Raw genomic sequence first — 15346 nt, forward strand, 5'->3', positions numbered from 1 at the left:
ATCAGAGCACGCGTGGGTCGAGGTCGAGCGTCGTGCGGTCGCCGGACGCGAGCAGGTCGAGCATCGGGGCGACCTTCGGCAGCTCGCGCGTGAAGAAGTAGCGGGTCGCGGCGCGCTTGCCGTCGTGGAACGCGTCCGCGTGCCCCTCGGCCGCCAGCCACTGCTCCAGCCAGAGCCACGCGACGACCAGGTGGCCGGTCGCCTCGAGGTAGGTCGTGGCGTCGGCCAGCATGAGCTGCTGGTCACCGCTGCTCGCGACCACGCCGGTGACCTCGAGCAGCCGGTCGAGGACGGACGCCAGCTGGTCGGCGTACGAGCCTGCCTCCGTGCCCGTGGCCCGCGACGCCGCCGCGCGGATCCGCGCGGCGAGGGCGCCGAGCCCCGCTCCCCCGTCGAGGAGCACCTTGCGGCCGAGCAGGTCGAGGCCCTGGATGCCGTGCGTCCCCTCGTGGATCGGGTTCAGGCGGTTGTCGCGGTAGTGCTGCTCGACGTCGTGGTCGCGGGTGTAGCCGGCACCGCCGAGCACCTGGATCGCGAGGTCGTTGGCCGCCAGGCACCACTGCGAGGGCCAGCTCTTGGCGATCGGCGTCAGCACCCCCAGCAGGAGCTCGGCCTCCGCGACGGCGGCCGGGTCGTCGAGGGAGGCCGCGTCGTCGACCAGGCGCGAGCAGTACAGGACGAGGGCGAGCGCGCCCTCGACGTACGACTTCTGCGCCAGCAGCATCCGGCGCACGTCGGGATGCTCGACCAGCGGCACCTGCGGGGCGTCGGGACCGACCCCCGTCGGGCGGCCCTGGAGCCGCTCGCGCGCGTAGGCCAGGGACTTGAGGTAGCCGGTGTAGCCGAGGGCGGTCGCGCCGAGGCCGACGCCGATGCGCGCCTCGTTCATCATGGTGAACATGGCCGGGAGGCCGCGGTTCTCGGTGCCGACGAGGTAGCCGACCGCGCCGGGACGACCACCGGGCGTGAACGCCCCGTCACCGAAGACCGGGGCGGTGTTGACGGTGCCCCGGAAGCCCATCTTGTGGTTGATGCCGGCCAGGGCGACGTCGTTGCGCTCCCCGACCGAGCCGTCGTCCTCGACGAGGACCTTCGGCACCAGGAACAGCGAGATGCCCCTGGTGCCCGCGGGTGCGCCGGGGGTGCGGGCCAGCACGAGGTGGACGATGTTCTCGCTGAGCTCGTGGTCGCCGGCCGAGATCCACATCTTGCGGCCGAAGAGCCGGAACGTGCCGTCGTCCTGCGGCTCGGCGCGCGTGGTGATGTCAGCCAGGTTGGAGCCGGCGTGGGGTTCGGAGAGCGCCATCGTGCCGAGGAAGCGCCCGCTCAGCATGGGCTCGAGGAAGCGCTCGACCAGCTCGGGCGCGGCGTGCACGGTGAGCAGGTTGGCGTTGGCCATGGTCAGCAGCGCGTAGCCGGACGTGCCGACGTTGGCGGCGTGGAACCACGCCATGCAGGCCCCGAACACCGAGCTCGGCAGCTGCATGCCTCCGAACTCCTCACCGAGCGGCGCGGCCATGAAGCCCGCGTCGGCGAAGGCGCGCACGGCCTCCTTCACCTCCGGCACGAGATGGACGGTGGTGCCGTCGAAGCGCGGCTCCTCGAGGTCGGCCTTGCGGTTGTGCGGCGCGAAGTGGTCGGTGGCGATCTGCTCGGCGAGCCGGAGCACGTCGTCCACGGTGTCGCGGGAGTGCTCGGCGAAGCGCGGACGCTCGAGCAGCGACTCGGTGTCGAGCCACTCGAAGAGCAGGAACTCCAGGTCGCGTCGGGACAGGATCACGCTCATCCGACGTACGCCGCGAGGTGCTCGCCGGTCAGGGTCCTCTTCTTCGCCGACACCAGGTCGGCCGGCGTGCCCTCGAAGACGACGGTGCCGCCGTCGTGCCCGGCGCCCGGACCGATGTCGATGATCCAGTCGGCGTGCGCCATCACGGCCTGGTGGTGCTCGATCACGATGACCGACTTGCCGGAGTCGACGAGCCGGTCGAGCAGGCCGAGCAGGTTGGCGACATCGGCGAGGTGCAGGCCGGTGGTGGGCTCGTCGAGGATGTAGACGTCGCCCTTCTCCCCCATCTGCGTGGCGAGCTTGAGCCGCTGCCGCTCACCGCCCGACAGCGTGGTCAGCGGCTGGCCGAGCGAGAGGTAGCCGAGGCCGACGTCGACGAGCCGCTCGAGGATTTTCATCGCGGCGGGGATCTTCGCCTCGCCCTCGCTGAACAGCCCGAGGGCGTCGAGGACCGACATCTCGTGCACCTCGGCGATGTCCTTGCCGCCGAGGGTGAACTCGAGCACCTCGGCCTTGAAGCGGCGTCCCTCGCACTCCTCGCACGGCGACTCGACGGTGGCCATCGGGCCGAGCTCGGTGAAGATGACGCCCGCTCCGTTGCAGGTCGAGCAGGCGCCCTCGGAGTTGGAGCTGAAGAGCGCCGGCTTGACGCCGTTGGCCTTGGCGAAGGCCTTGCGGATCGGCTCGAGCAGTCCTGTGTACGTCGCCGGGTTGCTGCGCCGCGAGCCCTTGATCGCGCCCTGGTCGATGACGATGACGTCGTCGCGACCCGCGAGCGAGCCGTGGATCAGCGAGCTCTTGCCCGACCCGGCGACGCCGGTGACGACGGTGAGCAGGCCCAGCGGCACGTCGACGTCGACGTCCTTGAGGTTGTGCGTGCTCGCGCCGCGGACCTCCATCTGCCCGCTCGCCTCGCGCACGGACTCCTTGAGGGACGCCCGGTCGTCGAGGTGCTTGCCGGTGATCGTGTCGCTCTTCCGCAGGCCAGCGACGTCGCCCTCGAAGCAGATCTCGCCGCCGCCCGCACCGGCTGCCGGGCCGATGTCGACGACGTGGTCGGCGATCGCGATCGTCTCGGGCTTGTGCTCGACGACGAGCACGGTGTTGCCCTTGTCGCGCAGCTGCAGGAGCAGGTTGTTCATCCGCTCGATGTCGTGCGGGTGGAGACCGATCGTGGGTTCGTCGAAGACGTACGTGACGTCGGTCAGCGACGACCCGAGGTGGCGGATCATCTTGGTGCGCTGCGCCTCGCCGCCGGACAGCGTGCCGGCGGGGCGGTCGAGGGAGAGGTAGCCGAGGCCGATCTCGGAGAACGAGTCGAGCAGGTGCTGGAGGCCCTTGAGCAGCGGCGCGACGGTCGGCTCGTCGAGGTTGCGCACCCAGTCGGCAAGGTCGCTGATCTGCATCTCGCACAGGTCGGCGATCGACTTGCCGTCGACCTTCGACTTCCGCGCTTCGGTCGTCAGGCGGGTGCCCTCGCAGTCGGGGCAGGTCTGGAACGTCACCGCCCGGTCGACGAAGCGCCGGATGTGCGGCTGCATCGCCTCGGGGTCCTTGGACAGGATCGACTTCTGGATCTGCGGGATCATCCCGGTGAAGGTGAGGTTGACGCCCTCGACCTTCAGCTTGGTCGGCTCCGACCAGAGCATCGTCTCGAGCTGCTTCTTGGTGAAGGACTTGATCGGCTTGTCCATCGGCAGCCCCATGCCCTCGAACAGCCGGCCGTACCACCCGTCCATCGAGTAGCCCGGCACCGTCAGGGCGCCCCCGCTCAGCGACTTCTCCTCGTCGTAGAGCGCCGTGAGGTCGATGTCGTTGACCTTGCCCATGCCCTCGCAGCGCGGGCACATGCCGCCGAGGTAGACCTCCTGCTTGGCGATCCGGCGCTCGGTGCGCCCGCCCTTCTCGGTCGTCATCATCCCGCTCGCCTTCCGCGTCGGGACGTTGAACGAGTAGGCGGTCGGCGGGCCGACGTAGGGGTCGCCGAGGCGGCTGAACAGGATGCGCAGCATGGCGTTGGCGTCGGTGGCGGTGCCGACGGTGGAGCGAGGGTTGGCCCCCATCCGCTCCTGGTCGACGATGATCGCGGTGGTCAGGCCCTCGAGGTAGTCGACCTCCGGGCGGGACAGCGACGGCATGAAGCCCTGGAGGAACGCGCTGTAGGTCTCGTTGATCATCCGCTGCGACTCTGCGGCGATGGTGGCGAAGACCAGCGAGCTCTTGCCGGAGCCGGACACGCCGGTGAACACGGTGAGCCTGCGCTTGGGGATCTCGACGCTGACGTCCTTGAGGTTGTTCTCCCGGGCCCCCTGGACGCGGATCAGGCCATGGCTGTCGGCAACGTGCGTGCTCATCGTGCTCCCTCGGTGCGGTCGACGGTCGGGTGCGATCCTCTCGCGAGGACGACCGCGGGGCCAACGAACCCGGCCGGTCGCGAGTTCCTAGACTGCCGCCGTGGCTGCGGATCCGGACGACGAGGGAGCGCGGGCGTCCTTCCGTCGCGGGGCCCGCCTCGCCGTACCCTTCGCGATCGTCGGCTTCGTGCTTAGCCTGTCGTTCGGGGTCCTCGCCCGCCGGGCCGGGTTGAGCGCCGGCCAGACGATCGCAGCGGCCGCGATCATGTTCGCCGGGTCGGCGCAGTTCGCGATGCTCTCGGTCGTGGCGGGCGGAGGTGGCGTCGCCGCCGCCATCAGCGCCGCCGGGCTGATGAACGCGCGCTTCCTCGCGATGGGCGTCGCCATCGCTCCGTCGCTCCCCGGCGGCCCGCTCCGGCGCGCCGCCCAGGGGCAGAGCGTCATCGACGCGTCGTGGGCCCTCGCCAACCGTGGGGACGGCACGTTCGACCGGTGGCTGCTGTTCGGCAACACCGCCCCGCAGTACCTCACCTGGACCCTCGGCACCGTCGTCGGCGCGGTCTTCGGCGACACCCTCGGGGACACTGACCGGCTCGGGCTGGACGCGATCTACCCGACGTTCTTCCTCGCCCTCCTGCTGGGCGAGCTCCGGGACCCCGCGTCGCGGTGGGCCGCCGTCGGCGGCGGGTTGCTCGCCCTCGCGCTGGTGCCCGTGGCGCCACCCGGCGTGCCGATCCTGGCGGCGAGCGCGGTCGCGCTGGTCGGTCTGGTCAGGAGGTCGGCATGACGTTGTCGTACGCCGAGGTGTGGCTGGTCATCGTCGGCTGCGCCGTCCTGACCGTGCTGATCAAGGCCTGCGGTCCGGTGCTCCTCGGTGGCCGCACCCTGCCTGCCACCTTCACGCGGGTCGTGACGCTGATGGCCCCGACCCTGCTGTGCGCCCTGGTCGTCACGTCGGTGCTCGCCGAGGGTGGCTCGTGGTCGGTCGGCGCGCAGACCGGGGGCGTCGCCGTCGCCGGTGTGATGCTGTGGCGCCGGCTGCCGCTCGTACTGTGCGTCCTCGTCGCCGTGCTCGTCACCGCGGGCATCCGCGCCGTCGCGTGAGTCAGCGCCAGCCGAGCTCGGGAGCAACCAGGGTCAGGACGTTCTCGACCAGCTTCGCGTTGTAGTCGACGCCGAGCTGGTTGGGCACCGTCAGCAGCAGCGTGTCGGCGGCCGCGACCGCCTCGTCGCCGGCCAGCTGCTCGACGAGGACGTCCGGCTCGGCGGCGTACGTCTTGCCGAACCGGGCCCTGCCGCCCTCGAGGATGCCGACCTGGTCGGTGCTGCGCCGCTCGGCGCCGAAGTAGGCGTGGTCGGTCTCGGAGACGAGCGGCATGATGCTGCGACTCACCGAGACGCGCGGCTCCCGCAGGTGGCCGGCCTCCTTCCACGCGGCGCGGTAGCGCTCGATCTGCTCGGCCTGGAGCTGGTGGAACGGCACGCCGGTGTCCTCGGTCAGCAGCGTCGAGCTCATCAGGTTCATCCCCTGCTCGGCGGTCCACTCGGCGGTCGCACGGGTCGCCGCGCCCCACCAGATGCGGTCGCGCAGGCCCTCGGAGTGCGGCTCGAGGCGCAGCAGCCCGGGCGGGTTGGGGAACATCGGGCGCGGGTTGGGCTCGGCGAACCCCTCCCCCTCCAGCATCCGGAGCAGCACGGCGGTGTGCTGGCGCGCCATCGCGGCGTGGTCGCCGTCCTCGGGCTCGTGGCCGAAGTAGCGGTAGCCCTCGATCACCTGCTCCGGTGATCCTCGGCTGATCCCGAGCTGCAGGCGTCCTCCGGAGATCAGGTCGGCGGCGCCCGCGTCCTCCGCCATGTAGAGGGGGTTCTCGTAGCGCATGTCGATCACACCGGTGCCGATCTCGATCCGGCTGGTGCGCGCCCCGACGGCGGCCAGCAGCGGGAACGGAGAAGCGAGCTGACGGGCGAAGTGGTGCACGCGGTAGTAGGCGCCGTCCGCACCGAGCTCCTCGGCCGCGACCGCGAGGTCGATGGCCTGGTGCAGCGCGTCGGCCGCCGTCCGCGTCTGGGAGTGCGGCGACGGGGTCCAGTGCCCGAAGGACAGGAAGCCGATCTTCTTCATGCCACTTTCAACAACCTCGGACGCGTGCGCTATTCCGGGACGCCGCCGGCGCGACGTCGGGAGTCACCTAACCTCCAGCCATGAGCGCGGCGCCCCGGGACAGCAGCACCTCCCACGCCGTCGCCGCCGGAGTCGTCACGGCCCTGGTCGGCTTCACGTCGTCGTTCGCCGTCGTCCTGACCGGGCTCCGGGCCGTGGGCGCCGACCAGGCGCAGGCCGCGTCGGGCCTGGCGGTCGTCAGCGTGACGATGGGCCTCGGCTGCATCGTGCTCTCGCTGGTGCACCGCACGCCGGTCACCGTCGCGTGGTCGACGCCCGGCGCCGCGCTGCTCGCCGGTGCCGCGGTCCCGGCGGCCGGCTGGGCGGGCGCCGTCGGCGCGTTCGTGGTGGCCGGTCTCCTCTACCTCCTCACGGCCGCGGTCAAGCCGCTCGGTGAGTGGGTGGCGCGCATCCCGAAGGCGATCGCCAGCGCGATGCTCGCCGGAGTCCTGCTGACCCTGTGCGTCGAACCGTTCCGCGCGCTCGCGTCCGACCCGCGCGCCATCGCTCCGGTGCTCGTCACCTGGCTGGTGCTCCTGCGGCTGGCGCGACGCTGGGCGGTGCCCGGCGCGCTGCTGGTGGCCGGAGTGGTCATCGCCGTCGCCGGGGAGCCGCTCGGTGACGGGTCGCTGCTCCCGGCCCTGACCTGGACGATGCCGGACTTCGACTGGCGCACGACGATCGCGCTCGGCCTGTCCCTCTACCTCGTGACCATGACCGGCCAGAACATCCCGGGCGTCGCGGTGCTCGAGTCGTTCGGCTACCGCGCCCCCCTGCGCTCCGCGCTCACGTGGGCGGGCGCGAGCACGGTGCTGACCGGGCCCGCGGGCGGCTTCAGCATCAACCTCGCCGCCATCTCCGCCGCCCTGGCGGCCGGCCCGGAGGCGGGCGACGATCGCGACCGTCGCTGGGTCGCGGGCGTGACCTGTGGCGTCGTCTACGTCCTGCTCGCCCCGCTGTCGGTGCTCGTCACCACCATCAGCGCGGCGGCGCCCGACGGGATCATCGCCTCGGTCGCCGGTGTCGCGCTGATCGGCACCTTCGCGTCCTCCGCGTCGGCCGCGCTCTCGGACACCGACCACCGGGAGGCGGGCGCGATCACCTTCCTGGTCGCGGCGTCCGGGCTGTCGTTCGCCGGGATCAGCCCGGCCTTCTGGGCACTCGTCGCGGGCGGGGTGGTGCTCATCACCCTGCGGCTGCGCGTCCGCTGACTGCTTGGATGGGGACATGAGCGACGAGAGCAGGCTGGAGACCGCCGAGGAGTTCCACGCGAGGGTGGCCGCGGCCACCGACGCCGAGGGGCGACTGCCCGTCGCGTTCGAGGAGATGCCGGGCTGGGACATCTTCCCGTTCGAGCTCGACGGACTACGGATCAAGCCACTCCAACCCCTGGCCGACGCGGAGCCCGCCCGTCGCGGCGAGGACCCCGCCGACTGCTGGTGCCACCAGGAGGAGGTGCCGGCCCGGATCGCCGACAACGTGCTGTGGAGCAACGAGCGCTGGCTCGTGACCCTCGACCACCAGATGCGGCTGCCCATGTCGTGCAACCTGATGCCGCGCGAGCACTGCGACCTCGGCGCCGTTCCGTCGCACCTCAGCGGCGAGATGGGGGCGCTCATCGTGGCGCTGTCGGCGGCGATCGAGTCGCTGCCCAGCGTGGGCCGCTCGCAGCTCGCGAAGTACGGCGACGGCGGCGCCCACCTCCACCTCTTCTTCTTCGGCCGGCCCGACCGGATGCTCCAGCTCCGCGGCTCGACGATGCTGGACTGGGAGGAGAACCTCCCCGCGGTGCCCCTCGAGGTGCTGAGGGCCAACGCGGCGTACGTCGCGGAGCAGCTGGTCGACGCCGTCGGCGGCGACGGTCCGGTGTGGGCGTAGGCCGATCATCGCGGGTCCACTAGTCATCTCGGGTGGTCCTGATGGCTCGATGACCCCGTTCACCGCGCGTTCACCCGCGCCGGCCGTCGCTGCGTGTCACCGTCGAGGGCATGTGGGACACCGTGGGCAGTGACAACCCGACCGAGCACCTCTCGCACGACCGACCGTGCGTGGCGTGCGGCCACGGCCAGCACACCTACCTTCCGTGCTCCGACGCGTGCGCCTGCGTCCACGGCCGGATGCTGGTCGGCAGCGCACGCTGACCTCGTCCTGCAGTCGTACAGTGCCCTCACCACTACAGAAGAGGGCCTGTCATGAGCGAGCTGCACGTCGTCGCCACCATCCCGGTCAAGCCCGAGCACGTCGAGGCCATCGCCTCCGCGCTCGGTGAGCTCGTCACCGCGACCCGGCAGGAGGCCGGCTGCCTGGCCTACCACCTCTTCGAGTCGGCGGCCGCGCCGGGCGTCTTCGTGACGGTCGAGCGATGGACCGACCAGGCGGCACTCGACGCGCACATGCAGTCCCCGCACGTCGCTGCAGCGTTCGCTGCCGCCGGTGACGCGCTCGCCGGTGACGTGGCGATCCACCCGCTCACCCCGGTCGAGTGATCGCCACTCGCTTAGCCGATTATCCCTACACACTTGGTCGGCTTAGGGTGGATCGCATGACGCACCGACGGCGCACGCTCGCCCTGCTGATGGCCTGGGGCGCGCTCCTGCTCGGTCTGGTCGCACCCGCCGCTGCCGAGGAGCCCGCCCCCGCGGCCACGGTCGTGCGGGTCGGCACCGAGGGGACGTATCCGCCGTTCACCTTCCACGATCCCGACACCGACGAGCTCACGGGCTACGACATCGACGTCATTCGTGAGGTCGGCAAGCGTGCGGGCTGGGACCTGCAGTTCGTCGAGGCGCAGTTCGACTCGATCTTCCCCGCGCTGGACGCCGGGCGCATCGACGTCATCGCCAACCAGATCTCGCTCAACCCCGAGCGGGAGGCGAAGTACGCCTTCTCCACGCCCTACACCTTCTCCCAGGGCGTGATCGTCACGGCCGCGGACACCGACGACATCACCACGCTCGAGGACCTGCGTGGCAAGACGATGGCGCAGTCCTCCACCAGCAACTGGGCGCAGGTGGCGCGCGACGCCGGCGGCGACGTCCGGTCGGTGGAGAGCCTCGCCCAGGCTGCCGAGCTGCTCGAGCAGGGCCGGGTCGACGCGCTCGTCAACGACAACATCGCCGTCCTCGACTACCTCGCGGCCAGCGGGTCCACCGACGTCAAGATCGCCGGCGTCGTCGAGGGCGAGGAGACCCAGCAGGCGCTGGCCTTCGCCAAGAGCGACACCGCCCTACGCGACCAGGCCGACCAGGCCCTGGCCGACATGGCGAAGGACGGCACGCTCACCGAGATCTCGGAGTCCTACTTCAAGGCCGACGTGTCGGTGAAGGACGGCGGCGGCGAGGCCGACCTGTCGGGTCGCGACAGCGACAAGGGCTCGTGGCAGGTCGTCCAGGACGCCACCGGACCGATGCTCAAGGCGCTGGTGCAGTACACGATCACCCTGTCACTGCTGAGCATGGCGCTCGGCCTGGTCCTCGCGCTGCTGGTGGCGCTCGCGCGGTTGTCGACGCGACCCTGGTTGCACTGGCCGGCGCGGGCGTTCATCTCGCTGATCCGGGGCACGCCGCTGCTGGTGCAGCTGTTCATCGTCTTCTACGGGTTGCCGCAGGCGGGCATCAAGTTCGAGAGCTATCCCGCGGCCGTGCTCGCGCTGTCGCTCAACGTCGCGGCGTACGCCGCCGAGATCATCCGGTCCTCGATCCTCTCGGTCCCCAAGGGCCAGTCGGAGGCAGCGGCGACCGTCGGCATGGGCTACGCGCTGACCATGCGCAGGATCGTCCTGCCGCAGGCGGCGCGCACCGCCGTACCCCCGCTGTCCAACACGTTCATCTCGCTGGTCAAGGACACCTCGCTCGCGTCCGGGATCCTGGTGGCGGACATGTTCCGGGTGGCCCAGAACTACGCGGGCGCGACCACGGAGTACCTCCCGCTCTACACGCTCGCCGCGCTCTTCTACTGGATCGTCTGCGCGGTCCTGTCCTTCGGCCAGAGCCGCCTGGAGACCCGACTCGAGAGGCACACCCTGTGAGCACCGACGAGAGCACCGACGAGAGCACCGACGAGAGCACCACTCCCCTGCTGGAGGTCACCGACCTGCGGAAGTCGTTCGGCGACCAGGAGGTCCTGCGCGACATCGACTTCACCGTCGAGCAGGGCACCGTCACCGTGCTGCTGGGTCCGTCCGGCTCGGGCAAGACGACCGTGCTCCGCTCCCTCAACGCCCTCGAGGTGCCGGACGCAGGTGTCGTGCGCATCGAGGACGTCGAGGTCGACTTCGGGCAGGCCCGCAGCCGGCGCGATGCCGACCGCGACCTGGCGCGGTTGCGGCGCCAGAGCGCCATGGTGTTCCAGGCGCACCACCTCTTCCCGCACCGCACCGTCCTGCAGAACCTCACCGAGGGACCGATCCACGCGCAGGGCCGGCCCGAGGCCGAGGTGGTGCCGGAGGCGCGGGTGCTGCTGGAGCAGGTCGGCCTGGCCGACCGCGAGGACGCCTACCCCTCGCAGCTCTCCGGTGGCCAGCAGCAGCGGGTGGGCATCGCCCGCGCGCTCGCGCTCAAGCCCCGGCTGATGCTCTTCGACGAGCCCACCTCCGCGCTCGACCCCGAGCTGGTCGGTGAGGTGCTCGGCGTGATGAAGGATCTCGCGGCCGAGGGGTGGACGATGGTGGTGGTCACCCACGAGATCCGCTTCGCCCAGCAGGTCGCCGACCAGGTGCTGTTCCTCGACGACGGCGTGATCGCCGAGCGCGGCCCGGCGTCGCAGGTGATCGAGGACCCGCGTGAGGCGCGCACGCGCCAGTTCCTGCACCGCATCCTCGACCCCCTCTGAGGGTGGGGCGACCGGTTGGTCGCCGTGACAGGCTCGGAGCGGCGCCGTACGCACGGCGAGAACGGCCACGAGAGGGGCACGACATGGGCACGGACGAGCGCGAGCTGACCACGAAGATCATGAAGGACACGCGGATCGCGATCCTCACCTACCGCAGCGCGAGCGGTGACCTGGTCTCGACGCCGATGGGCACCCAGGACTTCGAGGACCCCTCGACGGTCTGGTTCATCACCGAGGTCACCAGCGACAAGGCGGCCGCGATCACGTCCGACCCGCGGGTCAACGTGTCCTACTCCAGCGACTTGGGCTGGGTCTCCCTCGCCGGCACGGCGCGGGTCAACATGGACCGCGACAAGCTCAAGGAGCTGTGGGACGCCTCGGCCGGGATCTTCATGTCAGGCGGTCCCGACGACGCCGAGAACGGCCTGCTCGAGATCACCGGCACCACGGCGGAGTACTGGGAGTCGCCTGGCAAGGTCGCCACCGTCGTGCAGCTCGCCAAGGGCCTGGTCACCGACGGCGAGCCCGACCTGGGCGACAGCGGGGTCGTCCAGCTCTGACCGCGTCGACGGCGGGGCTCAGGGCTCGAGCAGCACCTTGATCGCCCGGCGCTCGTCCATCGCGCGGTAGCCCTCCGGCGACTGGTCCAGCGGCAGCGTCAGGTCGAAGACCAGCCCCGGGTCGATCGCGCCCGACAGCGTCAGGTCGAGCAGCTCGGGGAGGTACTTGCGCACGGGGGCCATGCCGCCGGCCAGGCCGATGTTCTTCTGGAACATCCGCCGCACCGGCAGCTCCACGTCGTGCGGCACGCCGACGAAGCCCACCGTCGCGCCCGGGCGGGCGACCGCGAAGGCAGTCTTGATCGACTGGTCGGTCCCGACGCACTCGAGGACGGCGTCGGCGCCGACGCCGTCGGTGATCTCCTTGATCCGGTCGGCGCCCTCCTTGTCGCGCTCGGCGACGATGTGGGTCGCCCCGAACTGACGGGCGATCGCCTGGCGCGGCTCGTGGCGCGACATCGCGATCACGCGCTCGGCGCCCAGCTGGGCCGCGGCGAGCACGCCGCACAGCCCGACGGCGCCGTCGCCCACCACGACGGCGGTGCTTCCCTTCGTCACCCCCGCCGAGACGGCCGCGTGCCAGCCGGTCGCCATCACGTCGGACAGGGCGAGCAGGGAGGGCAGCAACGACCGGTCCGGCACGCCGTCGGTCTTGACCATCGAGCCGTTGGCCTGCGTGACGAGGGCGTACTCCGCCTGGCCGCTGGTGGTGAAGCCGAGGTTGACGCACCCGGCGTGCGCGCCGACCCGGCAATGGGTGCAGGTGTTGTCGCAGTGGTCGAACGGGACGATGACGAAGTCGCCGGCCTTGAAGTCGCTGACCTCGGAGCCGACCTCCTCCACGACTCCGATGCACTCGTGGCCGATCGTGTCGCCGGGCGTGATGTCGTTGAAGCCGCGGTAGGGCCACAGGTCCGAGCCGCAGATGCAGCTCGCGGTGACCTTCACGATCGCGTCGGTCGGACTGGTGATCGTCGGGTCGGGGACCTCCTCGACGCGGATGTCACCGGCAGCATGGATCGTCGTGGCTCGCATGCCGTCGATCTTCGCACGGGCCGGATCGGGCCGGAACGGGACGTACGGCGCGCCGGTCGACGACGACTTGTTGTATCTCATATCTGAGATACCGTGGTCGCCATGGAGACGGACTACAAGGGTCGCATCGGCAACCTCATCCGCGACGCGCGCAAGCACCGCGGGCTGACGCAGCACCAGCTCGCCGACCTGCTCGCGACCAGCCAGAGCGCGATCAACCGCATCGAGAAGGGCCACCAGAACCTCTCGTTGGAGATGCTGGCCCGCATCGGCGCGGCCCTCGACTCCGAGATCGTCGCCCTCGGCGCCGGCCCCACCCACCTGCGCGTCACCGGCCCCACGACCCTGTCCGGGTCGATCGAGGTCAAGACCTCCAAGAACGCCGGGGTCGCCCTGCTGTGCGCCTCGCTACTCAACCGCGGCCGCACCACGCTGCGCAAGGTCGCCCGCATCGAGGAGGTCAACCGGCTGCTCGAGGTCCTCACGTCCCTCGGCGTGCAGACCCGCTGGCTCAACGACCAGAACGACCTCGAGATCATCCCGCCGGCCGAGCTCGACCTCGCCAACATCGACGAGGACGCGGCTCGTCGCACCCGCTCGGTGATCATGTTCCTGGGCCCGCTGCTGCACCGCAACGAGACCTTCGACCTGCCCTACGCCGGCGGCTGCAACCTCGGCACCCGCACCGTCGAGCCCCACATGTCCGCACTGCGGCCCTTCGGGCTCGAGGTCAAGGCGACCGACGGGTCCTACCACGCGCAGGTCAACCGGGCGGTCGAGCCGACGCGTCCGATCGTGCTCACCGAGCGCGGCGACACGGTCACCGAGAACGCGCTGATGGCCGCGGCCCTGCACGCCGGCACCACCGTCATCCGCAACGCCTCGTCCAACTACATGGTCCAGGACCTCTGCTTCTACCTCCAGAAGCTCGGCGTGCAGATCGAGGGCGTCGGCAGCACCACCCTGCGCGTCACCGGCCTCGAGACCATCGACGTCGACGTCGACTACTCCCCCTCCGAGGACCCGATCGAGGCGATGTCGCTGCTCGCCGCCGCGATCGTCACCAAGTCCTCGATCACCATCACCCGCGTCCCGATCGAGTTCCTCGAGCTCGAGCTCGCGATCCTCGAGGGGATGGGTTTCCGCTACTCCCTCACCGAGGAGTACGTCGCCGCCAACGGCGCGACCCGGCTCGTCGACATCACCACCCACGCCAGCGACCTCACCGCGCCGCTCGACAAGATCCACCCGATGCCGTTCCCGGGCCTCAACATGGACAACCTGCCGTTCTTCGCGGCCATCGCCGCGGTCGCCGAGGGCCAGACCCTGCTCCACGACTGGGTCTACGAGAACCGCGCCATCTACTTCACCGAGCTCAACAAGCTCGGCGCCCAGGTCAAGCTGCTCGACCCGCACCGTGTGCTCGTCGAGGGTCCGACGCACTTCTCGGGCGCCGAGATCGTCTGCCCGCCCGCGCTGCGCCCGGCCGTCGTGCTGCTGATCGCGATGCTCGCCTCCAAGGGCACCTCGGTGCTGCGCTCGACCTACGTCATCCACCGCGGGTACGAGGACCTGGCCGAGCGGCTCAACCAGCTCGGCGCCAACATCGAGACCTTCCGCGACATCTGATCGAGCACCGGCGACCGAGGAACGAGGTCGGCGCGTGGGCTCGGTCAGGTTGAGCAAGGACCGCTGGCGAGGAACGAGCCCGCGACCGCGACGAAACATCAGGGGACGACGATGAACGTGGGGCACCTCCTCGAGGCGTACGACGCCCAGCTGCGCCGTGAGGCCGAGGTGCTCACCGCGACCGGCGTCTCCCAGGACGGACCCCTGGTCCGGGCGGTGTTCAACCGGGGTGGCTTCGTCACCTACCGCGACCTCGGTGGGCTCACGGGTGAGGACCTCGACGACCTGATCGCCCGGACGATCGCCCACTTCCGCGACGAGACGGACGTCGACGAGGTCGAGTGGAAGACCCGTGGCCACGACGAGCCGGCCGACCTCGCCGAGCGTCTCGTCCGCGCCGGCTTGGTCGCCGACCCGGTGGAGACGGTGATGATCGGCGAGGCCAGCGCCCTCGCCGTACCCGTCGAGGTCCCCGACGCCGTCAGGATCAGACGACTCGACCCGGCCGACGCCGGCTTCGTGTCCGACGCGCACCGCATGTCGGCCATGCAGACGACGGCCTTCGGCGGCGGTCCGAGCGCCGACGACCTGGTCGACCGGCTCACCCGGACCGCGGACCTGTCCGAGGCCTGGATCGCCGAGGTGGGCGACGAGGTGGTGTGCGCGGGCCGGCTCGAGGTCGTCCCCGGGACCGAGTTCGCCGGGCTCTGGGGCGGCGCGACGCTCGAGCCGTGGCGCGGGCGCGGCATCTACCGCGCGCTCGTCGCGGCGCGGGCCGGGTCAGCCATCGCCCGCGGGGTGCGCTATCTCCACTCCGACTGCACCGCGATGTCGCGCCCGATCCTGGAGCGCTCCGGCCTGGTCCCGGTGACCACCACGACGCCGTACCTCTGGCGCCGCCACCCGCAGGCCTGAGCGTTCCGCCCGATCGCCCGTCAGGGGGATTTCGGTGCGCGACCCTGTCTCCCCAGCCCCGCGTGCCCCTACATTG

At 71.0% G+C, this 15346-nt stretch carries 15 protein-coding genes; 11 read left to right on the forward strand and 4 right to left on the reverse strand.

What is annotated here, in order from left to right; genetic code table 11:
• Position 1: 1 nt before the first annotated feature.
• Positions 2–1786 carry an acyl-CoA dehydrogenase gene (locus C7S10_RS19840; protein ID WP_108346279.1) on the reverse strand — a complete coding sequence of 595 codons (1785 nt, stop codon included), beginning with the start codon at positions 1784–1786 and terminating at the stop codon, positions 2–4.
• Positions 1783–4140: an ATP-binding cassette domain-containing protein gene (locus C7S10_RS19845; protein ID WP_108346281.1), complete on the reverse strand. Its 2358-nt coding sequence runs from the start codon at positions 4138–4140 to the stop codon at positions 1783–1785. Before C7S10_RS19845 ends, C7S10_RS19840 begins: the two co-directional genes overlap by 4 nt.
• A 100-nt stretch (positions 4141–4240) precedes the next feature.
• Here C7S10_RS19845 and C7S10_RS19850 point away from each other — a divergent pair, with 100 nt between their 5' ends.
• Together C7S10_RS19850 and C7S10_RS19855 are read left to right on the forward strand one after the other, a co-directional pair.
• On the forward strand, positions 4241–4927 hold the full coding sequence (locus tag C7S10_RS19850; protein WP_108346283.1) for an AzlC family ABC transporter permease: 687 nt from the start codon (positions 4241–4243) through the stop codon (positions 4925–4927).
• On the forward strand, positions 4924–5244 hold the full coding sequence (locus C7S10_RS19855) for an AzlD domain-containing protein (protein ID WP_207769487.1): 321 nt from the start codon (positions 4924–4926) through the stop codon (positions 5242–5244). The genes C7S10_RS19850 and C7S10_RS19855 overlap by 4 nt, the downstream gene beginning before the upstream one ends.
• Before the next feature lies 1 nt (position 5245).
• Here C7S10_RS19855 and C7S10_RS19860 read toward each other — a convergent pair whose 3' ends face one another.
• On the reverse strand, positions 5246–6262 hold the full coding sequence (locus C7S10_RS19860) for an LLM class flavin-dependent oxidoreductase (RefSeq protein ID WP_108346285.1): 1017 nt from the start codon (positions 6260–6262) through the stop codon (positions 5246–5248).
• An 80-nt stretch (positions 6263–6342) separates the two neighbouring features.
• On the opposite strand from C7S10_RS19860, the gene C7S10_RS19865 reads away from it, so the two are divergent.
• From C7S10_RS19865 to C7S10_RS19890, 7 genes are all read left to right on the forward strand, one after another.
• On the forward strand, positions 6343–7512 hold the full coding sequence (locus tag C7S10_RS19865) for a benzoate/H(+) symporter BenE family transporter (RefSeq protein WP_108346287.1): 1170 nt from the start codon (positions 6343–6345) through the stop codon (positions 7510–7512).
• Positions 7513–7528: 16 nt separating this feature from the next.
• Positions 7529–8179, forward strand: coding sequence for a hypothetical protein (locus tag C7S10_RS19870; protein WP_108346289.1), 651 nt, complete (start codon positions 7529–7531; stop codon positions 8177–8179).
• Positions 8180–8289: 110 nt separating this feature from the next.
• Positions 8290–8442: a hypothetical protein gene (locus C7S10_RS22390; protein ID WP_165807247.1), complete on the forward strand. Its 153-nt coding sequence runs from the start codon at positions 8290–8292 to the stop codon at positions 8440–8442.
• A gap of 51 nt (positions 8443–8493) precedes the next feature.
• Entirely contained in the window at positions 8494–8787 is a 294-nt protein-coding gene (locus C7S10_RS19875) for a putative quinol monooxygenase (RefSeq protein ID WP_108346291.1), read from the forward strand.
• A gap of 56 nt (positions 8788–8843) precedes the next feature.
• Positions 8844–10328, forward strand: coding sequence for an ABC transporter substrate-binding protein/permease (locus tag C7S10_RS19880; RefSeq protein ID WP_108346293.1), 1485 nt, complete (start codon positions 8844–8846; stop codon positions 10326–10328).
• Complete coding sequence (locus C7S10_RS19885; RefSeq protein ID WP_108346295.1) at positions 10325–11131, forward strand: amino acid ABC transporter ATP-binding protein; 807 nt, start codon at positions 10325–10327, stop codon at positions 11129–11131. The genes C7S10_RS19880 and C7S10_RS19885 overlap by 4 nt, the downstream gene beginning before the upstream one ends.
• Before the next feature lie 83 nt (positions 11132–11214).
• Positions 11215–11691: a pyridoxamine 5'-phosphate oxidase family protein gene (locus C7S10_RS19890; RefSeq protein ID WP_207769488.1), complete on the forward strand. Its 477-nt coding sequence runs from the start codon at positions 11215–11217 to the stop codon at positions 11689–11691.
• Between the two features lie 18 nt (positions 11692–11709).
• On the opposite strand, the gene C7S10_RS19895 is transcribed toward C7S10_RS19890, so the two are convergent.
• The gene (locus C7S10_RS19895; protein ID WP_108346452.1) at positions 11710–12726 is read right to left on the reverse strand and encodes a zinc-dependent alcohol dehydrogenase family protein; all 1017 of its coding nucleotides are present in this window, start codon (positions 12724–12726) and stop codon (positions 11710–11712) included.
• A gap of 102 nt (positions 12727–12828) precedes the next feature.
• Here C7S10_RS19895 and C7S10_RS19900 point away from each other — a divergent pair, with 102 nt between their 5' ends.
• Positions 12829–14355 (forward strand): helix-turn-helix domain-containing protein, encoded by a 1527-nt coding sequence (locus tag C7S10_RS19900; RefSeq protein WP_108346454.1) that lies wholly within the window; start codon positions 12829–12831, stop codon positions 14353–14355.
• 111 nt (positions 14356–14466) lie between these two features.
• On the forward strand, positions 14467–15270 hold the full coding sequence (locus tag C7S10_RS19905; protein WP_108346297.1) for a GNAT family N-acetyltransferase: 804 nt from the start codon (positions 14467–14469) through the stop codon (positions 15268–15270).
• The last annotated feature ends 76 nt before the right edge of the window (positions 15271–15346 follow it).

Origin of the sequence: Nocardioides currus, assembly GCF_003057875.1 — a bacterium.
GTDB classification, from domain to species: domain Bacteria; phylum Actinomycetota; class Actinomycetes; order Propionibacteriales; family Nocardioidaceae; genus Nocardioides; species Nocardioides currus.